The sequence below is a fragment of the Pseudomonas sp. ENNP23 genome (assembly GCF_001728945.1).
Lineage (GTDB): Bacteria > Pseudomonadota > Gammaproteobacteria > Pseudomonadales > Pseudomonadaceae > Metapseudomonas > Metapseudomonas otitidis.
Map to the genome: position 1 here is coordinate 1 of NZ_LYSP01000048.1, position 19,836 is coordinate 19,836.

General features: G+C 69.8%; 20 protein-coding genes. 10 read left to right on the plus strand and 10 right to left on the minus strand.

Annotated elements, in window-relative coordinates:
- The 7 genes from A9G05_RS22375 to gspG form a co-directional block, all read right to left on the minus strand.
- Positions 1-938 (minus strand): type II secretion system F family protein (locus A9G05_RS22375; RefSeq protein ID WP_069563074.1); only part of this gene is annotated, 938 nt, incomplete at its 3' end.
- An 8-nt stretch (positions 939-946) separates the two neighbouring features.
- A complete protein-coding gene (gene gspE / locus A9G05_RS22380) occupies positions 947-2,365 on the minus strand; it encodes a type II secretion system ATPase GspE (protein WP_069563041.1) in 1,419 nt (472 codons plus the stop codon).
- Entirely contained in the window at positions 2,362-4,698 is a 2,337-nt protein-coding gene (gene gspD, locus A9G05_RS22385; protein ID WP_069563042.1) for a type II secretion system secretin GspD, read from the minus strand. The genes gspE and gspD overlap by 4 nt, the downstream gene beginning before the upstream one ends.
- The gene (gene gspM / locus A9G05_RS22390) at positions 4,695-5,225 is read right to left on the minus strand and encodes a type II secretion system protein GspM (RefSeq protein WP_069563043.1); all 531 of its coding nucleotides are present in this window, start codon (positions 5,223-5,225) and stop codon (positions 4,695-4,697) included. The genes gspD and gspM overlap by 4 nt, the downstream gene beginning before the upstream one ends.
- Positions 5,215-6,351 (minus strand): type II secretion system protein GspL, encoded by a 1,137-nt coding sequence (gspL, locus tag A9G05_RS22395; protein WP_069563044.1) that lies wholly within the window; start codon positions 6,349-6,351, stop codon positions 5,215-5,217. Before gspL ends, gspM begins: the two co-directional genes overlap by 11 nt.
- Complete coding sequence (gene gspK / locus A9G05_RS22400) at positions 6,348-7,193, minus strand: type II secretion system minor pseudopilin GspK (protein WP_069563045.1); 846 nt, start codon at positions 7,191-7,193, stop codon at positions 6,348-6,350. Before gspK ends, gspL begins: the two co-directional genes overlap by 4 nt.
- Before the next feature lie 20 nt (positions 7,194-7,213).
- Positions 7,214-7,642, minus strand: coding sequence for a type II secretion system major pseudopilin GspG (gspG, locus tag A9G05_RS22405; protein ID WP_069563046.1), 429 nt, complete (start codon positions 7,640-7,642; stop codon positions 7,214-7,216).
- Positions 7,643-7,887: 245 nt separating this feature from the next.
- Here gspG and gspI point away from each other — a divergent pair, with 245 nt between their 5' ends.
- Positions 7,888-8,280, plus strand: coding sequence for a type II secretion system minor pseudopilin GspI (gspI, locus tag A9G05_RS22410; protein WP_069563047.1), 393 nt, complete (start codon positions 7,888-7,890; stop codon positions 8,278-8,280).
- 5 nt (positions 8,281-8,285) lie between these two features.
- On the opposite strand, the gene A9G05_RS22415 is transcribed toward gspI, so the two are convergent.
- A complete protein-coding gene (locus tag A9G05_RS22415; RefSeq protein WP_069563048.1) occupies positions 8,286-8,711 on the minus strand; it encodes a type II secretion system protein N in 426 nt (141 codons plus the stop codon).
- 57 nt (positions 8,712-8,768) lie between these two features.
- Between A9G05_RS22415 and A9G05_RS22420 the strand changes: the two genes are divergently transcribed.
- From A9G05_RS22420 to A9G05_RS27450, 4 genes are all read left to right on the plus strand, one after another.
- Positions 8,769-9,206: a GspH/FimT family pseudopilin gene (locus tag A9G05_RS22420; RefSeq protein WP_069563049.1), complete on the plus strand. Its 438-nt coding sequence runs from the start codon at positions 8,769-8,771 to the stop codon at positions 9,204-9,206.
- The gene (locus A9G05_RS22425) at positions 9,206-9,814 is read left to right on the plus strand and encodes a prepilin-type N-terminal cleavage/methylation domain-containing protein (RefSeq protein ID WP_069563075.1); all 609 of its coding nucleotides are present in this window, start codon (positions 9,206-9,208) and stop codon (positions 9,812-9,814) included. Before A9G05_RS22420 ends, A9G05_RS22425 begins: the two co-directional genes overlap by 1 nt.
- Positions 9,815-10,426: 612 nt before the next feature.
- On the plus strand, positions 10,427-12,538 hold the full coding sequence (gene egtB, locus A9G05_RS22430) for an ergothioneine biosynthesis protein EgtB (RefSeq protein ID WP_069563050.1): 2,112 nt from the start codon (positions 10,427-10,429) through the stop codon (positions 12,536-12,538).
- 299 nt (positions 12,539-12,837) lie between these two features.
- Positions 12,838-14,286, plus strand: coding sequence for a hypothetical protein (locus A9G05_RS27450; RefSeq protein WP_139131225.1), 1,449 nt, complete (start codon positions 12,838-12,840; stop codon positions 14,284-14,286).
- 42 nt (positions 14,287-14,328) lie between these two features.
- On the opposite strand, the gene A9G05_RS22440 is transcribed toward A9G05_RS27450, so the two are convergent.
- Positions 14,329-15,027, minus strand: a complete 699-nt coding sequence (locus tag A9G05_RS22440; protein ID WP_069563052.1) for a hypothetical protein — start codon at positions 15,025-15,027, stop codon at positions 14,329-14,331.
- Positions 15,028-15,496: 469 nt separating this feature from the next.
- On the opposite strand from A9G05_RS22440, the gene A9G05_RS22445 reads away from it, so the two are divergent.
- Positions 15,497-15,715, plus strand: coding sequence for a DUF2188 domain-containing protein (locus A9G05_RS22445; RefSeq protein ID WP_044403112.1), 219 nt, complete (start codon positions 15,497-15,499; stop codon positions 15,713-15,715).
- Positions 15,716-15,849: 134 nt separating this feature from the next.
- On the opposite strand, the gene A9G05_RS22450 is transcribed toward A9G05_RS22445, so the two are convergent.
- Positions 15,850-16,077, minus strand: a complete 228-nt coding sequence (locus tag A9G05_RS22450; RefSeq protein ID WP_069563053.1) for a hypothetical protein — start codon at positions 16,075-16,077, stop codon at positions 15,850-15,852.
- A 145-nt stretch (positions 16,078-16,222) separates the two neighbouring features.
- Here A9G05_RS22450 and A9G05_RS22455 point away from each other — a divergent pair, with 145 nt between their 5' ends.
- From A9G05_RS22455 to A9G05_RS22470, 4 genes are read left to right on the plus strand one after another with little or no spacing between them, the layout of a single operon-like run.
- Positions 16,223-16,861, plus strand: a complete 639-nt coding sequence (locus tag A9G05_RS22455) for a TetR/AcrR family transcriptional regulator (RefSeq protein WP_069563054.1) — start codon at positions 16,223-16,225, stop codon at positions 16,859-16,861.
- Positions 16,858-17,808, plus strand: a complete 951-nt coding sequence (locus tag A9G05_RS22460) for an HlyD family secretion protein (protein ID WP_069563055.1) — start codon at positions 16,858-16,860, stop codon at positions 17,806-17,808. Before A9G05_RS22455 ends, A9G05_RS22460 begins: the two co-directional genes overlap by 4 nt.
- A complete protein-coding gene (locus tag A9G05_RS22465; RefSeq protein ID WP_218187206.1) occupies positions 17,805-18,752 on the plus strand; it encodes an ABC transporter ATP-binding protein in 948 nt (315 codons plus the stop codon). Before A9G05_RS22460 ends, A9G05_RS22465 begins: the two co-directional genes overlap by 4 nt.
- Positions 18,749-19,828 (plus strand): ABC transporter permease, encoded by a 1,080-nt coding sequence (locus A9G05_RS22470; RefSeq protein WP_069563056.1) that lies wholly within the window; start codon positions 18,749-18,751, stop codon positions 19,826-19,828. The genes A9G05_RS22465 and A9G05_RS22470 overlap by 4 nt, the downstream gene beginning before the upstream one ends.
- The last annotated feature ends 8 nt before the right edge of the window (positions 19,829-19,836 follow it).

Sequence of the window (19,836 nt, forward strand, 5' to 3'; positions counted from 1 at the left end):
CCCTCGCGCACCGCCAGGGACGCCTGAGCCACGCAGGCCGCCAGGCGCGCGTTGGAGAGCGTCTCCCGCGCCGCATCCAGCGCCCGCAGCAACGGCACCCCGGCGCCGCCGAGGATGGCCAGGGTCGAGGCGAAGCGGGCCGTGTCCACCCCCAGCACGAAGCGCCCCACCAACGGCAGTCGCAGCACCCGCGTGTGCCAGGCCAGGCGCGCCGCCGGGTTCTGCAGGTAGCGCCGCCAGCCCCAGCCGGCGGCCACCAGGGCCGCCGCGCAGGCCAGGCCCCAGGCCCGCACGAAGTCGCTGGCCTGGAGCATGGCGCGGGTCAGGCCCGGCAGGTCCTGGCGTGCCTGGGAGAAGGCGCTGACCACCTGGGGCACCACGAAACCGAGCAGGAAGATCACGATGCCGATGGACACCACCCCCACCACCGCCGGGTAGATGAACGCCGTCAGCACCTTGCCGCGCAGGGCGTTGCGCTCCTCCACGTAGTCCGCCAGGCGCTCCATCACCTGGGCCAGGTCGCCGGACTCCTCGCCCGCCGCCACCAGCGCGCGGTAGATGGCGGGAAAGTCCCGTGGCCGCGCGCCCAGGGCATCGGCCAGGCGCACCCCGCTGCGCACGTCCGCCCGCACCGCCTCCAGGGCCTCGGCCACGTGGCGCCGTTCGGCCTGTTCCAGTGCCGCACTCAGCGCCGCCTCCAGGGGCATGCCGGCGCCCAGCAGGCTGGCCAACTGGCGGGTGGTGCCGGCCAGTTCGGTTTCCGACAGGCGCGGCGCCAGCCAGCCCGCCGAAGCGGCCGGCGCTGCCGGGGCCACCTCCAGCGGCACCAGGCCACGCCCGCGCAGGGCCGCCAGGGCCCCGCGCTCGCTGTCGGCCTCCAGCACACCGGTCTCGATGCGCCCGCCGGCGTCGGCGGCTTCGTAGCGAAAGCGCTGCACGTCCATGCTCAGGTGTCCCGGGTCACGCGCAGGATCTCCTCCCGCGTGGTGGTGCCGTCGAGCACCCAGCGCTCGCCGTCGTCGCGCATGCTGGCCATCCCCGCTGCCCGCGCTGCCTGGCGCAGCACCTGCTCGGCGGCGCCCTCGTGGACCAGCGCCCGCGCGCCGTCGTCCATCACGAACAGCTCGTGGATGCCGGTGCGCCCGCTGTAGCCGGTGTGGTTGCAGGCCGGGCAGCCCACCGCGCGCCAGCCGCCGGGTTGCAGCGGGTCGGGTGCCTTGCACTGCGGGCAGAGCCGCCGCACCAGGCGCTGGGCCAGCACCCCCAGCAGGCTGGAAGCCAGCAGGAAGGGTTCCACGCCCATGTCCACCAGGCGGGTCACCGCGGAAACCGCGTCGTTGGTGTGCAGCGTGGCCAGCACCAGGTGCCCGGTGAGAGACGCCTGCACGGCGATCTGCGCCGTCTCCAGGTCGCGGATCTCGCCGATCATGATGATGTCCGGGTCCTGCCGCAGCAGCGCCCGCAGGGCCAGGGCGAAGGTCATGTCGATGCGCGCGTTGACCTGGACCTGGCCGATCCCCGGCAGGTCGTACTCCACCGGGTCCTCCACGGTGAGGATGTTGTGCACGCTGGCATCCAGCCGGGCCAGGGCGGCGTACAGCGTGGTGGTCTTGCCGGAGCCGGTGGGCCCGGTGACCAGCACGATGCCGTGGGGCTGGCGGATCAGCCCGTCCAGCCGCGCCAGCAGCCCCGGCGCCATGCCCAGGTGCTCCAGGCTGAGGCGCCCGGCCTGCTTGTCCAGCAGGCGCATCACCACCCGCTCGCCGTGGCCGGTGGGTACCGTGGAGACGCGCACGTCGATGGGCCGGCCGGCCACCCGCAGGGCGATGCGGCCGTCCTGGGGCAGGCGTTTCTCGGCGATGTCCAGTTGCGCCATGATCTTGATCCGCGACACCAGCGCCGGGTGCAGCGCCTTGCGCGGCGCCACCACGTCGCGCAGGGTGCCGTCCACCCGGTAGCGCACCACGGCGTGGCTCTCGAAGGGCTCGATGTGGATGTCGCTGGCACCGTCCCGCGCGGCCTGGGTCAGCAGTGCGTTGATCATGCGGATCACCGGCGCGCCGTCTTCCGCCTCCAGCAGGTCGGTCACCTCGGGGATGTCCTGCAGCAGGCGGTCCAGGTCCACCTCGCTCTCCACCGCGCCCACCACAGCCGCCGCACTGCCGGTGTCGGCGTAGGCCCGTGCCAGGGCCTGCTCCAGCTCGGCGTCGCTGACCGGCTGCAGCCGCGCCCCGGCGAACCGCCGCAGCGCCTCGCCGATGGCCCAGCCGGGAGTGGCCTCGCTGATCAGCAGCACCGGCTCGTCCGCGCCGCCCTCCAGCAGCACCCGCTGGGCCCGCGCCCAGGCATAGGGCAGGCTGCTCACGGCTGCTCCCCCGGGGCCAGCGGCACGGCACGCATCGGCCTGGGCTGCGCGGGCGGCATGGCCTGGGTGGCGGGTGGCAACTGCGGCGCCTGCATGTCGTCGAGGGACCAGCGCCGCACCGGTTGCAGCGCGCCCTGGGCGCGACGGATGTAGTCGTAGCGGTTTAGGGTGATGCCTTGGCCGGTGGCGGCATCGCGGACGATGTAGGGCCGCAGGAACACCATCAGGTTGGTCTTGCTGCGGGTGCGCCGGTCACTGCGGAACAGCGCCCCCACGCCCGGCAGCGCCGAGAGCCCGGGGATGGCGTTGCTGGTCTCGGTGTAGCCGTCCTGCAGCAGACCGCCGAGCACCATGATCTGGCCGTCGTCGAGGAGGATGCTGGTGTCGATGGCGCGCTTCTGGGTCACCGTGCCGGCGTCGCTGGAGGCGCGCTCGTCCACGCTGCTGACCTCCTGGTAGATGTCCAGCTTCACCGTGCCGCCCTCGGAAATCTGCGGGCGCACGTTCAGCCGCAGCCCTACCTCCTCGCGCTCGATGGTCTGGAACGGGTTGTTGCTGTTACCGCCGCCGTTGGTGACGTAGTTGCCGGTGACGAATGGGATGGTCTGGCCGACGAAGATGCTTGCCACCTCGTTGTCCAGGGTCAGCAGGTTCGGCGTCGACAGCACGTTGGTGCCGCCCTTGGCCTTCAGCGCCCGGGCCAGCACCTTGAGGTCCAGCACCCGGCCGACACCGGGGATGTCCACCCCGCCGGCGGCCTTGCCGATGTTCAGCCCGCCGGGCAGCACGTCCAGGCTGTTGCGCGCGGTGGTGGTGAGGCCGGAGCCGCCCAGCCTGGCGCCGCCGAACCAGCCGTTGGCCAGGTCGCCGGCCTGCCACTGGATGCCGAACTCGCTGGCGTCGTCCTCGCTGACCTCGACGATCAGGCTCTCGATCACCACCTGGGCGCGGCGTTGGTCCAGCAGGTCGATCACCTCCCGCAGGCTGCGGTACAGCGGTTCGGGCGCGGAGATCAGCAGGGTGTTGGTGGTGGTGTCGGCCTGCACCGTGGCCCCCCCGGCGGAGAACGCCACCGGCGCTTCCACCCCATGGGCCTGGCTGCTGCCGGTCGCCGTGGTGGCCGTTGCCGCCTGGCTGCCGCTGCGGGACGCGCTGCCCGTACCGGCGGTCTGTCGCGAGCTGCCGGCCTGGCCCTGGCCACCCAGCTCGCCGCCGTTGAGCCGCTCGCGGGTGCCGTCGCCCTGCCCGCCGGCCTCCGCCTCGCCGGTGAGCAGCCCGCGCAGGGCCTGGGCCAGTTTGTTGGCCTGGGCGTTGCGCAGGTACACCACATGGAGGTTGCTGGGGTTGCCCTGAGCGCTGTCCAGGCGGTCGATCAACTGCCGCGCCAGGGCAGTGCGCTCCGGGCTGGCGGTACGCAGGATGACGCTGTTGGAGCGCGGGTCGCCCACCGCCCAGACCTTCTGCCCGGCATCGCCGCCGGGGGTGTCCATCAGTTCGCCGAGCATCGCGGCAATGTCGGTGGCGATGCCGTTGCGCACCGGCACCACGTCGGTGTCCACCGAGCCCGGCACGTCGATGTTGGCGATGATCGCCGCCACGCGGTCGAGGTTCTCCGCGTAGTCGGTGACCACCACGGTGTTGTTGCCGGGGTAGGCGTTGATCGGGTTGTTCGGCGAGACGATGGGCCGCAGCACCGGGATCAGGTTCACCGCGTTCTCGTACTGCAGGCGGTAGGTGCGGGTGATCATGCCGTTACCCGCCGCGCGGTCGCCGTCGCCCACCGGGCCGCCCAACAGCTTGGCGTCCGCCTCGGGCACCACCTGGCTGACCTCGCCCGCCTCCACCACCGAGTAACCCTGCATGCGCAGCGCCGCCAGTAGCATCCCGTAGGCGGTCCTTGCCGGCACCGGCCCTTCCGAGACCAGAGTCAGTTGACCCTTGACCCGGGGATCGGCGAGGAACTGCCGGCCGGTGGCACGGGACAGCGCCCGCAGCACCGCCGGAATGTCCGCTTCGACGAAGTTCAACTGCACCGGCTGCTCACCCAGGCCGGGCGCCCCGCTGCCTGCTGACGGGCGCGGTGCCGACGGCCCCGGTGCGTGGGCCTGGCGCGCCCGAGCCTCGCGTTGCTGCTGCTCCAGTTGGGCCTGGCGCCGCTGGCGCTCGGCCAGGGTGTCCACCACCGGTCCCGGCGCCACCAGCGGGCGCCCCAGTTCGCTGGGGGCCGGCAGCACCGGCGGCACCTGAGCGCCGCCCTGGCTGCAGGCGGCCAGCGCCGCCACCAGGCCGAGCAGCGCCGGGCCTTGCCAGCCGCGCCCATTACGTTTCGTCATGATCCTTCCCCTGTGCCTGGCGCCCTGTCCAATTCGATGACACCCGTGAGCCGGCCTTCCGCCGCCTCTCCATCGCCTTCGCCATCCCGCCGCAAGCGGACTTCGCGCACCCGCACCGGCACGCTGGGCAAGCCGCCCAGCAGCCACTCCATCAGGGCCGGCGCCGGGGCGCCGTCCAGTTGCACCTGCCAACGCCCCGCGTCGCCGCCGAGGCGCACGTGTTCCGTCAGCCCGGCCCGCTCCAGGGTCTCGCGCAGGCGGGTGTCGGCCTCCCCGGGGGGCAGCGCCTGGCCCACGCCCGCCTCCGCCAGCACGGTTTCCAGGGTCTGCGCCTGGGCCCGCAGGCGCGGCAGCTCCGCCTGCCAGTGGTCGATGCGCTGCAACGCCGGGTCCACCAGGGCGAACCACAACAGCAACGGCGGCAGCACCAGGGCCGCCAGGCGCAGCACGCGGCGCTCGCGGGGGGCCAGCCGCTGCCAGGCCTGGCGCGCCTCGTCGTAGCGCTGCTGCAGGGCTTCACGGTTCATCGCGGCGGGCCTCCGGGGCCGTTGCGCGGCGCAGGGTCCAGCCATCGGCCACGGCCTCGCCCTCCAGGCCCACCGGGGCCAGGGTCGCCTGCCAGTCGGCCGGCAAGGGGCTGGCGCTGCGCGCCGGGCGGAGCAGGTGCAGGGTGCCGTCGGCGTAGTCCAGCCCTTCCAGGCTGCCGGCCGGCAGTGCCAGGGCCAGGCCGGCCTGGCGCAGCAGGCTGTCGAAGCCGTCCACCCCCGGCGCCTGCCCGGCCAGGCGGGCGTCGCGCTGCTGGCGGGCCTGCTGCAGCGGGTTGAGCACCACCGGCACCTGTGGGAAGGCCTGGCGCACGCGCTCGCTCATCTGCCGGCGCAGGGCCTGGCCCTGCTCGGCGAGCTGCGCCGCGTAGAGGTTCAGGCCCAGGGTCCAGACCAGCGCCGCCAGGGCGCAGCAACCCAGGGCCCGCCCCCAGCGCGCTGTGCCGTCTTGGCTGGGGGCGGCACCGGCCGCCAGGTCGAGGGTGCCGGCCGGCCCCTGCCAGGCGTCTTCGGCGGGCAGCATGGCGGCCTCTTCGGGGCCGCCTGGCCCCAGCCAGTGCCAACGGGCCGGATCGGGCTGCTCGGCCAGGGCCAGCGCCGGCAGCGGGTGTACCCAGCCGTGATCCGGCCCACTGCGCGCCACCAGGTGGTCGTCCAGGCACTGGGCGCTGACCTGGCCGGGCGGCGGCAGCGGCAGGAAGAACGGTGCCGGCACCAGGCGGAAGCGGACCCCCGCCAGCAGGCGTTGCAGCCGTGCCAGGGCCGGGCGTGCCAGCCAGGCCAGTTGCACCTGCCCGTCGGCCTCGCGGGGGCCATGGGCCAGGTGCAGGGCATCGCGCCCTTCCAGGGCCAGGCCGTCCAGGGCACAGGCGGCCGCGGCGGCCAGGCGTGGGGCCGGCAAGGGCGGCAGCGCCACCCGCGCCAGCAGGCTGTCCTCGGGGTGCAGGCGCAGTTCCAGGGGCGCGCCCCGCAACGTGGCGGCCAGCGCCGGGAGCGCCACCGAGCAGGGCACGGCCTGCCCGCGTGCCTCCAGCCAGAAGCCCTCCAGCACGCTGCCCGGCTCCAGCAGGCGCAGGGGCGGCAGGGCCAGACGCAGGCGACGCTTCATGCGCCCACCCGCGACCAGACCACCCGCGCTGCGCCGTCCTCAGGGCGGAACAGCAGCGCCTCCAGCGGCCACTGGCGGCTGCCAACGCGAACCTGGCCCTGCAGGCGGAACCATTCGCTGGTGATGCCCAGGCGCACCTGCTCGGTGTCCAGTTGCGGCAGGCGCAGGCGATTGAGCAGGTCGCCGCTGTTGATGAAGCCCTGGCCCCGCTCACGCTCGGCCACCAGGGCGCGGGCCCTCTCCAGGCCGAGGCCGGGCACCCGCGCGGCGATCACTTCGGCCGGCGCGGTGTTGCCGTTCACCCAACCGGGCAGTGGCAGAACGGTGACGAAGGGCGCCAGCCGCGCCAGGGCGCGGGGCTCCACCCCCGGTGCGCTGGCCAGGTCCTCCAGGCTGCGCGGGCGCGGCAGGCGGGCCTCACCGTAGGCGGCCAGCAGGCGCTGTTCCAGGGCGGCGAGGGTTGCCGGGGCGACGCCGAGGCTGGCCCCCAGGCGCTGGAAGGCGGCCTGCTCCACCGGGTCGAGCTGGCCCTCGTGCACCAGGCTGGCGAGGTTGAACAGGCCCTGCTCGTCCAGCAGGCGCCCGTCGAAGGTGGCGCTGTCGGTCAGCGGCAGTTGCCAGCCACGGGCCCAGCCCTGGTCCAGGCGTGTGGCCGGGTCCTGCTGCCAGGCCTGGCGCAGGCGCTGCAGGCCGAAGGCCGTGGCGCTGCGGGCCACCCACTGGGCCGCCTGGCGCTCGCCTTCACCCTCTGCCAGGCGCACCAGTCGCGCCTGGCGCGCCAGCAGGCCGGCGGCGATCACCGCCACCAGCGCCGCCACCAGCAGCGCGCTGATCACCGCCATGCCCCGTTGCCGGCCCACGTTCAGAGCTGCCAGGAGCCGATGTCGGTGCTCACGCCCTCGCCTTCGGGCTGGCCGTCGGCCCCCAGGGAGAACACGTCCACTTCGCCGTTGGCACCCGGGTTGAGGTACTGGTAGGGCCGGCCCCAGGGGTCGTTGGGCAGGCGTTCGAGGTAGGCGCGCCAATTGCTGCTGGCGGCGTCGGCAGGCTTTTCCACCAGCACCTTGAGGCCCTGGGCCTGGCTGGGGTAGCGGCCCTGGTCGAGGCGGTAGAGCTTGAGGGCCTGCATCAGCCCGGCGATGTCCTGGCGGGCGGCGGTGGCGCGGGCCTGGTCCGGCCGGTCGAGCACCTTGGGCACCACCATCGCGGCAAGGACCCCGAGGATCACCACCACCACCATGATCTCGATGAGGGTGAAGCCTCGCTGGGAGGCCAGGCGCACGCCATCCATATCCGTTACTCCTCGCTGCAGTCCTTGCCGGTCGGCGGGCTCTCGCCCGATCAGATGCAGCGGATTGTTCCAAGCGGATATGTCAGACCGATTGAAAATCCTCGGGAGCTTGGCGGCTCCGGCAGCCCTGGGACGCGGCTTCCGGGGCTGTGCCTGGCGCCAGGGAGCGGCCTTCTCCTGAGCATTGGTCGCCGTTTCGTCAGCTACCCCGGCTAGGGTCGCGGGCACAGCCTGGAGAACGCGCGATGACCCGATTCCCCCGCCGCCACGTGGCCGGCTTCACCCTGGTGGAAGTGCTGGTGGCCCTGGCCATCGTCGCCGTGGCCATGTCGGCGGCGGTGCGCGCCGCCGGGGTGGCGACCCAGGGCAGCGGCCTGCTGCGGGACCGTTCGCTGGCATTGCTGGCGGCACGCAGTGAGCTGGCCGAGGTGCAGTTGCAGGGCCGCCTGCGCGGCGGCCGCGAGGTGCGCGACTGCGACCAGGGCCGGCTGCGCTTGGCCTGCGTGCGCGAGGTGACACGGGACGGCGAGCTGTTCAGCGTGCGCCTGGAGGTCCACCCCCGGGACGCCGAAGGGCCGCCATTGGCCCGCCTGAACGCACGCCTGCCGGTGCCGGACGCCGGGGCGGTGCGCCCATGAGGCGCTCAGCGCAGGTCCGGCAGCTCCGGCCCCCGGGCCAGGCGCGGAATGGCCAGGCGCTCGCGGCGCTCGCCCCGGCGGATGACCACGGCATCGGGTTCGATGGCCTCCAGCCACACGCCCTCGGCCAGCCGCTCACCAACCAGGAACGGCTGCGGGCTGCCGCCGTCCACGGCGAGGATCGCCACCCGCCCGCGCGGGCCGGCGAACAGCCCGGTCACCTGCAGGGTGACGCTGTCGCTGCGCCGGGCGAACCAGCGGGCCGGCTGTTCCGGCACCGCCACCTGCGGGGCCACGGTGCTGCTGGCGCGGGCCTCCAGGGGCGGCGGGTCGCTCAGCAGCAGGTACCAGGTGGCCAGGCCCGCGAGGGTGGCGAGAATGGCGGCGCCCTGCACCAGGGCGGCGGGGTCGGGTCGGCGGGTCCAGTGCATGGGGCGGTCCTCCCTGAGGTCAGGCAGCCGACCCTAGCAGGCGATCTTCACGGTTTTGTGTCACGGGCTCGGGGTTTCACCCTGGTGGAGCTGATGGTGGTGCTGGTGGTGATCGGCATCGCCAGCGCCGCCGTGGGGTTGAGCATCCGTCCCGATCCGGCGCGCCTGCTGCGGGACGAGGCGCGGCGCCTGGTGCTGGTGCTGCAGGTGGCCCAGGACGAGGCCCGCAGCGGCGGCGAGGTGATCGCCTGGGAGGCGGACGAGCGCGGCTACCGCTTCCGCCGCCTGGGCGCACCGGCCGGTAGCGCCCTGGATGGCGACGCCACGCTGCGCCCGCGCCCTTGGCAACTGGCCGGCGCGCGGGTGCGGGCGACCCCGCCTCGGCTGCTGCTGGACGCCGAATGGCTGGGCAGCCCGGCACGGGTGGAATTGTCCGACGGGGTGAACCGGGTCGCCCTGGTGCGCGGCGCCGACGGCCGCCTGGAGCTGGAATGATGGCGCGCCAGCGGGGCTTCACCCTGATCGAGGTGATGGTGGCGATCCTGCTGATGGCGGTGGTGGCACTGATCGCCTGGCGCGGCCTGGACAGCGTCAGCCGGGCCGACGAGCACCTGCGCCTGGCCACGGAGCGGGACGACGCCCTGCTGCGGGCGCTGAACCAACTGCAGCGGGACCTGGACCAGCGCGCCGGGGTGGAACTGGAGCCCCCGCGCCGGGCGGACGAGCCGCCGCCGCCCGCCGAGCGCCTGGCGGCGGTGCAGGTACGCGGCGGCGGCCGGCTGCCCACCCGACTGGAACTGGTGCGCCGTGCCCCCGGCCAGCCCGGCGCCCTGCAACGGGTGCGCTGGTGGGTGGAAGGCGGCGTGCTGCGGCGCGCCACCTCCGCCCCGGCGCAGCGCTACCCACTGCCGCCCCTGGGGCGCGCGGTGACGGTGCTGGAGGGCATCGGCGACTTCCAGTTGCGCACCTGGGCTGACGGCAGCGGCTGGCACGCACTGGCCGGTACGCCGGTGCGCAACCCCCGGGGCCTGGAGCTGCGCTTCAGCCGTGAAACGCCCCAGAGTCGCGAGCGCTACCGCCAGGTGTTCGGCCCGCTGGACTGAGCCGCCCGCCCGGGCAGAAAACCCGAACGCCACCGCCCTGCCCCAGTCGGACTCATCAGGTGGCCGGGCACGACCCTGGCCCTGGCCGCCTGCCGCTTCGCCAAGCGCCGCACCTGGCCATGCGCCAGCAGGAGCTGACGTTATGGATACGGGCGCTCGGCTTGTTCGATTTCATGGTGATTTCCTCCGGTTGCCCTCTAAGTGGACCAGGGGCCGGTGACAAGATTCAGGTTGAGCGAGGAACGGCCAGCGGGAGCGTCGGCGATTGCTCAAGCCCTGACATCACTCATTTCACACGAAGAATAATAATCATTTTAATCAACTAGTTATGATTATTTTGTGATGTAAAGCATCACATAAGATCACCATAACCAAGTAAAGCACTCGGAATAGGGAGAGCCGATCGAGGTCCGCCGACTGGTTTGTTGCATTTCTTGAGATTTAAATGCTTGTATTTCAATGATTTATATCAGATTCATAACCTGATTTATCAATAAACCATCCAGCCGCTGACGCATCGCACCCCAACTTCCCCCCGCAGCACTACACTCACACTCCCTGCCGCACCGCCGTGCATCCAACAGTCCTGCCCACAGCACTGAGAGAACAGCGATGAACAGCACCCCGTACCTTGAGCGCTACCGGCACGTCCGTCGCCAGAGCGAAAACCTGGTGGCGCCCCTTGGCGAAGAGGACATGGTGGTGCAGTCCATGCCGGACACCAGCCCGAGCAAGTGGCACCTGGGCCATACCAGTTGGTTCTTCGAAACCTTCCTGCTACCGCGCCTGACGGGTTACCGGGTGTTCGAACCGGCCTACGCCTACCTCTTCAACTCTTACTACGAGGCAATCGGCCCTCGGCAGCCCCGCCCCGAGCGCGGCCTGCTGACTCGGCCGCCCCTGCATGAGGTACTGGCCTACCGGGCCCATGTGGATGCGCACATGGAACGGCTCATCCCCGAGCTCGCCGAGCCCGACCTGGCCCTGCTGGAACTGGGCCTGGCCCACGAGGAGCAGCACCAGGAACTGTTGCTGATGGACGTGCTGCACCTGTTCAGCCGCTCACCTCTGTCGCCGGCCTACGATCCACGCTGGCACGAGCCGGAGGGCGACCGGCCCGGGCGCTTCGTCTCGCTGCCGGGCGGGCTGGTGGAAGTGGGGCACGATGGCGACGGTTTCGCGTTCGACAACGAGGGGCCACGGCACACCACCTACCTGCAGCCCTTCCAGATCTGTGATCGCCTGGTGACCAACGGCGACTGGCAGGCCTTCATCGACGACGGCGGCTACCAGCGCCCCGACCTCTGGCTGGCCGATGGCTGGGCACGGGTCCAGGCCGAGGGCTGGCGGGCGCCGTTGTACTGGCAGCGCCAGGGCGATGGCTGGCAGGAGCTGGGCCTGGGCGGCCTGCGCCCGCTGGCGCCCGACGCGCCGGTGCGCCACATCAGCTACTACGAGGCCTGTGCCTATGCGCTGTGGGCCGAGGCGCGTCTGCCCAGCGAAGCGGAATGGGAAGTGGCCGCCCGCAGCGGTGTGCTGGGCCAGGTGGAAGACAGTGCCTGGCAATGGACAGCGAGCGCCTACGCGCCCTACCCCGGCTTCCGCCCCTCCGCAGGCGCGGTGGGCGAATACAACGGCAAGTTCATGGTCAGCCAGATGGTGCTGCGCGGCGGCGCCAGCATCACCCCGGCCGGCCATGCCCGGGTGAGCTATCGCAATTTCTTCTACCCGCATCAGCGCTGGATGTTCGCCGGTCTGCGCCTGGCCCGGGATCTGACCGGCGCACCGCTGGAAGCCGGGGCCGACACCTCTTTCGCCGAGGACGTGCGCGCCGGGCTGGGCGCCCGGAACAAGAGCCTGCCGCCCAAGTATTTCTACGACACCACGGGCTCGGAGCTGTTCGAGGCCATCTGCCGCACCCGCGAGTACTACCCCACGCGCATGGAAACGGCGCTGCTGGAGTCCATTGCCGGGGAGCTGTCGAGCGTCATCCCACGGGGCGCCGCCCTGGTGGAGTTCGGCAGCGGTGCCAGCCTGAAGACCCGCCTGCTGCTGGACGCCGCCCCGCAGGTGGGCGTCTACCTGCCCATCGACATCTCGCAATCGGCCCTGCGCAAGGCCACCGTCATGCTGGAGGCGGCCTACCCGAAGCTGCGGGTCCTGCCCCAGGTCGGCGACTTCGGTCACCTGCCGCACCTGCCGCCTGCCGTGGCCTCGCGCCCTCGCGTGGCGTTCTTCCCCGGCTCCACCCTGGGCAACTTCAGCCCGCCGGAGGCCCTGCGCTTCCTGCGCTCGGTGCGCCGCTACCTGGGCCGCGACTCACGGCTGATCCTCGGGCTGGACATGCAGAAGGACCTGGCCACCCTGGAAGCGGCCTACGACGACGGGGACGGCATCACCGCCCAGTTCAACAAGAACCTGCTGGCCCGCATCAACCGCGAACTGGGCGGCACCTTCGACCTCGACGCCTTCCAGCACCTGGCCCGCTGGAATCCGCAGGCGCAGTGCATGGAGATGTTCCTGGTCAGCCAGCGGGACCAACGGGTGAGCGCCGCCGGCCAGCACTTCCACTTCACCGCCGGCGAGCGGCTGCACACCGAGTGCTCGCACAAGTACAGCCTGGAGGGCATCGCCGACATGGCCGCCCAATCCGGCTGGCACCTCGCCCGCCACTGGCTGAGCCCGGCGCCGCAGGTGGGGATGTTTGTGCTGGAGAGCGGGTGAGGCTGCCGAAAGGCAGCCATGACGACGACAAAAAATGCGCTGTTGGACCAGGCTTTGCCTACCTCAGCGGCATGCCCCCCCTTCATTTCGCCTATCAGCGTGAAGGATGAGGCTGGAGCCTGATGTGCCTGCTGGCAAATTGCCAGTCAGATTTCTTTACGCATTTCCCGCGACGCCTTGTACTGCAAGCACTTCCCCACATCCCGCGGCCAAAACCACTGGTGACCCCACCGAATGGGGATCTACAGGGTCGCCCTAGCATCTGCGTTCGCCCTCCAACAGAGACAAGGATGAACCTGATGTCACCCCTCAAAACCACGCTCCACGCGCCCCAGCTTCTGCTGCTGGCCATGCTTGGAGCCCATGCTTCCCACTCGCTGGCCGATCCCCCCAAGCTCCCCTCGGGCAGTACCCTCACTGCCGAGTCCCATGCTGCGCCACCCGCCGTCCTGCGGCAGGTGCCATTGCCCGGCAACCTGCCCGCTACTCCCCCGGTCCCGTCGGTACCGGCGCAGGAGGCATCTGATCAGGCAGCGCCAGCTACCAACTCGACTCCCCTGAGCAGAAGCAACGGCCTGCAAGCACGCAACAACGCTTACACCCCTCTTTGCACATCGCTCTCAATCAACCAGCTGTACACCCTTTCCGGTGTGCAGCAAGGCGGCAGCTACTGCTACCACTTCGAAATCGGCCAGTACTCCAAGACCGAAGCCGTCGTCACCGGGCAGAGCGCTGGTTCTGACTTCGAGCTGTTCCTGCTGAGAGACGTCGGTAACGGCAACCTCCAACTGGTCGGGCATTCCAACCAACCCGGCAATGCAGACGAATCGATCCTCGCCGTCACGCCTCCCGGCCAGTACTACTGGCTGATGAATGCTCATGTCTCGGACGGCTCGCCTATCGGCTTCGGCGCACTGGTCGCCGCTCCAATCGATGCCTATGAACCCAACGACAGCCCCGAGTCGGCCACCGTCCTGCCCGACACCCTGAACGTCATCACGGGCAACTCGGACAGTGCCTGGGACTACGACTATTACGAATTCACCAGTGTTCGCGGGCAAGCGCTGCGACTTATGTTGGCGGGTAAAGAGGCTGGGACGAGTAATCGCTGGCTTTTGGAAATATATAAAGATGGCGCTTGGCAACAGCAGCGTGTGGATGTCGGCATCAATATCAATGAAATGTCGCCACAGCAAACGCTGCTAGTTCGAGTACGACCTAATCCAGCAATCGCCTGGAGACCCTATCCACTTTACCGGCTGACAATCGGATCACGTCCTTACATGCGCAATAACTACGTAGGGGGAGAATCCGACGTACTGCGCGTACCTTATTCCGCACCTCTGGCGCCATGGCAACAATACATGACCACCCAAGCTTACAAGACATTAAGTTGGTCAATGCTTTTGACGGATAGCACTGGAAACCCTTTAACAGGCGTCACTCCGACCTTGTATTTAGCTCAGCGTATTCGCTCGGGTGAAACACCCTATATCGCCCACCCATCCAGAACAAACGTAAACGGCTGGGCAAGAGGGACAATTGATTTAGGTGCTTGCCACGGAGGGTGGAACACCACTTTCATTGATTACTCTGGGCGCTATAAAAATACGTGGAGAACTGCTTATGACTACGGTGCATGGTTCTTAAGGCTGAATGAAGACCCGAGCATAGGTGTCGGCAACCCCGAAACCCCGATATTCCTTGGACACTTATGCCATCAAACACTACTGAAAAGTGAGCGCTGATCTTTTAATTCGTGCGGGCCAGCAACGGCCCGCACAACCACTCTACGCAGTTGTATAAAGTTTTGGCTCCGTCCAATACCCGTAACGTATAACACCCCATGAAAGCAGATGGCCTTGAAGGCTATTGAACTCCATAGCCGTTACGACACTCGAGAAATTTTCCTTGTCCAAGTGGTAACGACCCAAGCCATCAAAGTTCACGTTCATGTCTGACTCAACGCGCTCAATGGCCAGCTCCACATATCGATTGGCGTACCGTAGCAACTCTTCAGAAGCATTCATCCGTGCCGACAGGCGTTGCGCCACATCATCCCGCAGCAGTCCGTTGTGGTTACGCACAATGATCTTCCCCTGACCATCCACCGATATCCCCACCATCCCGTCAGGCATGACCGGCTCCCGCCCTGACAGTTCCCGCAGCATCTTGCCGTAGAGTTCCTGAAAACCCGCATGTGTCGCATTGAGTTCTGCATTTATCTGCTCCAGCGGACGGGCATTCTCCTTGGGTGGGCGCTTCACCTGCTCCGATATCCATATCTCGAAATCGCTGGCGATGTTCGGGCCTGAAGGCAATTGCCCCAGCCGGTCATAGGTTCGCGCCTCGATAAAGCTGTCCAGATCCTCCTGCGGCCGCTCCTGAGGTGTGACCACCGTGCGCGTCGACTCTGCCGCCTTGGTGACTTCAGCGAGACGGGTGTCCGAGCGGGTGGTCCAGAGCGGCAGGCTGCTGTTGATTTCCATGGCGACCTCTCCTTTTGGGTATTCCCATCAAGGTCGGCCGGGGCGGGTTGAAGATGAGGGGCGGTGTTCTGGATAGCGTCCTATTACCGCGTAGGAACGGGACGACGCCGGCCAGGGCTGGATGTGCAGGGGCACGAGCGGCCCCGGTGGATAGGCAGCGCGCGGGCGCAGGGCCGACCGGGCGCAGTTCGAAACCCTGTGCGCGCAACTCATCAGCGAACTGGAGCGGATGCTGGAAGCCCCGCCGGGCGATGACCGCGACGGGCTCGAAGACCTGTGGATACCGGCGGATGCACGCCACCTGCACTGCCACGTCTGCGAAGTGGAGCGCGGGCGCATTCGTCGCAGCGCTGAGTCGCATCGCTTGCGGAACCCGGAAACATCCGGCGACTCTTATGAGCGCCGGTAGTCAATGCCCAGGGAGGGGCACGTAGTCCGGAAACACCAATACGAGCACCAGGAGAGTTGCATGGGCTGCTACCACATCACCCCAACGGACAAGGGCTGGGAGCTGCGCAAGGAAGGCGCGACCCGCCCGTCGAAGACCGCTGCCGAACGGGAGCGACTGCTGGAGGCCATCGAGGCCTTCATGGAAAAGCGTGCCGGCACGGTGCTGATCCACAGCGAAGACGGCACTGTCGAGCAGGAACTGAGCTACCCACCGCCCCGTCGACCATCCCGCGCCTGAACCCGCCCCTTGCCCCGGTCCACCGGGGCAAGGGGCGGCAATCGTCGGAGAAGCACAGTTTTTGTAGGGTGAGCGCGCATTTTCAGGGCGTTTTCAACGCCGAAGTGGCAATGCAGCGAGTTCTCAGCGACCTGCTAGCGAGCCGCGATCCCCGTGAGGGTCACGCCATAGCGCTTGAGCAGGCGCATCGCTGGCTCCCGGCTTGGCGCCTCGCTGCCGGCGTATTCCCCTGCCGGCAGATGGTCCTCCGCCCAGTCCAGCAGCGCCGCGCACGCCTGTTCCGGTGTCGGCCGCTCGGGCGCCTCCAGCTCAAGCGTCGAAGTGTTGTTGTCCTTGTGGTAGCTGATGATCCAGAGCGTCATGGCCGGTTCTCCCCTCTCGATGGGTCTCCCCAGAGCTGACTGAGCCAACCCGCCCCGAGTTCCCCCTCGAATACGCGCATCAGCCCGCTTGCGAATTATTTAAATCAGGATTTAATTAAGCCCATTCGCCCCCGGAGCCTGCCCCATGACCCGCAGCCGTACCCCCGGACGCCCCAGCGGAGACGCCCCCGACCTGCGCGAGCGCCTGCTCGACAGCACCATCCAGTGCTTCGCCCAGGCCGGCGTGCAAGCCACCCGCCTGCGCGACATCGCCGAGCATGCGGGCGTGACCCCGGCGCTGCTCAACTACCACTTCGGCAACCGCGAACGCCTGCTGGACGCTGTGGTGGAGGAGCGCCTGCAGCCCCTGCTGATGGGGATGGTGCAACGCCTGGCGACGCCTGGGAACGAGCCCCGCGAACTGGTCCGGGCCTTCGTTCGCGGGCTCAGCGCGACCCTCTCGCAGCACCCCTGGCTGCCGCCGCTGTGGGTGCGCGAAGTGCTCTGCGAAGGCGGCGCCCTGCGCGAAGTGGTGCTGACCCGCTTCGCCCCGCTGCTGCCGGTGCAACTGGCCCGGCGCTTCGCCGCCGCACGCGACGACGGGCATCTCAACCCGGACCTGGACCCACGCCTGCTGGTGGTATCGCTGCTCGGCCTGGTGATGCTGCCCTACGCCGCCGGCTCGCTCTGGCGCGGCATCTTCGCCAGTGACGACCTCGACGACGAGGCCCTGGTCAACCACGTACTGGCCCTGCTGGAACGGGGCCTGGAGATGTGCCCATGAACACCCGCCCGCTCCTTCTGCTCGGCCTGGCCCTGCTGGCCGCCTGCAAGCCCGCGCCGCCGCAATTGCTCGGCACCCTGGAATGGGACCGCATCGCCGTACCCGCCGAGGCCTCCGAGCCGATCCTGGCCTGGCACGTGGCCGAAGGCGAACAGGTCAGCGCCGGCCAGGTGCTGCTGGAACTCGACCCGCGCCGCACCGATGCCCGCCTGGCCGAAGCCGAGGGCGACCTGGCCGCCGCCCGCGCCCGCCTCGACGAGCTGCGCAACGGCTCCCGGGAAGAAACCATCGACGCGGCCCGCGCCAGCCTGGCCCGCTACCAGGCCGAGCTGACCGATACCGAGCGCAGCTTCACCCGCATCGCCGCCCTCTATGAACGCCGCCAGGTGGCCATCGCCGACCTGGACCGCGCCCGTGCCGCCCGCGACCAGGCCCGCGCCAGTGTGAACAGCGCCAACGCCCAGTTGCGCGAGCTGCTCAACGGCACCCGCCCGGAACAACTGCACCAGGCCGAAGCCCGGGTGCAGGCGGCGGAGGGCCGCGTCGCCCAACTGCGCATCACCCGCGAGCGCCTGACCCTGCGCGCCCCGCGCGACGCCCGTGTCGACGCCCTGCCCTACAAGCCCGGCGACCAGCCCCCGGCCGGTGCCGAACTGGCCAGCCTGCTGGTGGGTGAGGCGCCCTACGCGCGGGTCTACGTGCCCGCCTCCCAGCGCCCGCGCCTGGCCATCGGAGACCACCTGCAGGTGCAGGTGGAAGGCATCGCCACGCCCTTCGACGCCCAGGTCCGCCGCATCGCCAGCGAAGCCGCCTTCACGCCCTACTACGCCCTCACCGGTGACGACGCCAGCCGCCTCGCCTACCGTGCCGAACTGCTGCTGCAGGGTGACGACGCGCGCCGCCTGCCCGCCGGCCTGCCCCTGCAGGCCTACTGGAGCGCGCCATGAGCGGCAGCGAAGCGGTCATCCGTGCCCAGAGCCTGACCAAGCGCTTCGGCGAGCTGACCGCCGTGGACAGCCTCGACCTGCAGGTGAACCGCGCCGAAGTGTTCGGCTTCCTCGGCCCCAACGGCTGCGGTAAGTCCACCACCATCCGTATGCTTTGCGGGCTGCTGCTGCCCAGCGCCGGGCAGATCGAGGTGCTCGGCTGCCGCATCCCCGAGGACGCCGAGGCCCTCAAGCGGCGCATCGGCTACATGACGCAGAAGTTCTCCCTCTACGAAGACCTGACCGTCGCCGAGAACCTGGACTTCCTCGCCGCCGTCCAGGGGCTGGACCGCGCCCAAGCACGCCGGCGCATCGACGAACTGCTGGAGCGCTACTGGCTCGGCGACCGCCGTCGGCAACTGGCCGGCACCCTCAGCGGCGGGCAGAAGCAGCGCCTGGCCCTCGCCGGGGCGGTGCTGCACAAGCCCGACCTGCTGCTGCTGGACGAGCCCACCAGCGCCGTTGACCCGCAGTCACGCCGGGAGTTCTGGGAGTCGCTGTTCGAGCTGGCCGAGGCCGGCACCACCCTGCTGGTGTCCACCCACTACATGGACGAAGCCGAGCGCTGCACCCGCCTGGGCATTCTCGACGCCGGCCGCCTGGTGGCCGACGGCAGCCCCGCCGAGCTGATGGACGCCCTGCCCGGCCGGCCGCTGCTGGTGGAGTGCGCCCAACCCCGGCAGGCCCAGCGCGCGCTGCAAGGGCAGCCGGAAGTGCTGGCCCTGGCGCAGATCGGCGCCAGCCTGCGGGTGCTCAGCGCCGCGGCCGATGCCCGTGACTGCATCGTCCGGCTGCTGGAGAAGGCCGGCATCGACGCCAACGTGCGCGACACCGACGCCAACCTGGAGGACGTGTTCGTCACCGTCACCCAGCGCCCCACCTCCCACGCCGAGGCCCGCCCATGAACCTGCGCCGGCTCGGGGCCATCGTGCTCAAGGAGCTGCGCCAGCTGCGCCGCGACCGGCTGACCTTCGCCATGATCGTCGGCATCCCCATCCTGCAACTGGTGCTGTTCGGCTACGCCATCAACATGGATGTGCGCAACCTCCATGCCGCCGTGCTGGACCAGGCCGACAGCGCCCGCTCGCGGGAGGTGATCGCCGAGCTGGGCGCCAGCCAGGTGCTGGACTTCCGCTACCACCTGGCCACGGCGCAGCAGCTCGACCGCTTGTTCGCCGAAGGCGCGATCAGCGCGGCCCTGGTGATCCCCCGGGACTTCGAGGCGCGCCTGCAACGGCGCGACCGGCCGCCCCTGCAACTGGTGGTGGACGGTTCCGACCAGGTGGTACAGGCCTCCGCCCGCCAACTGGCCGCCTACCCGCTGCCCGGCTGGCCCCGCGCCACCGGAGTGGAGGTGGTGAACCTCTACAACCCCGAACGCCTGGCGCCGCTGAACACGGTACCGGGACTGATCGGGGTGATCCTCACCATGACCATGGTGCTGTTCACCGCCATCGCCCTGGTCCGCGAGCGGGAACGCGGCAACATGGAACTGCTGATCACCACCCCGGTGTCGCCCTGGGAGCTGACCCTGGGCAAGGTGCTGCCCTTCGTCGGCATCGGCCTGCTGCAGGTGACGGTGATCCTGCTGGTGGGACGCTGGCTGTTCGAGGTGCCGGTGCGCGGCTCGCTGCTGGCGCTCTATGGCGCCTCGCTGGTGTTCGTGTTCGCCAGCCTGAGCCTGGGGGTGTTCATCTCCACCCTCGCCCGCAGCCAGTTCCAGGCCATGCAGATGGCCTTCTTCATCTTCCTGCCGCAGATCCTGCTGTCCGGCTTCATGTTCCCCTTCGCCGGCATGCCGCGCCTCGCCCAGTGGCTCGCCGAGCTGATGCCCCTCACCCACTTCCTGCGCCTGGCACGCGGCATCATGCTGCGCAGCGCCAGCCTCGCGGACCTCTGGCCGGAGATCGCCGCGCTGCTGCTGTTCACCCTGGTGGTGCTGGGGGTGGCGGTCAAGCGCGTGAGCAAGCGCCTGGACTAGCTGGCTTT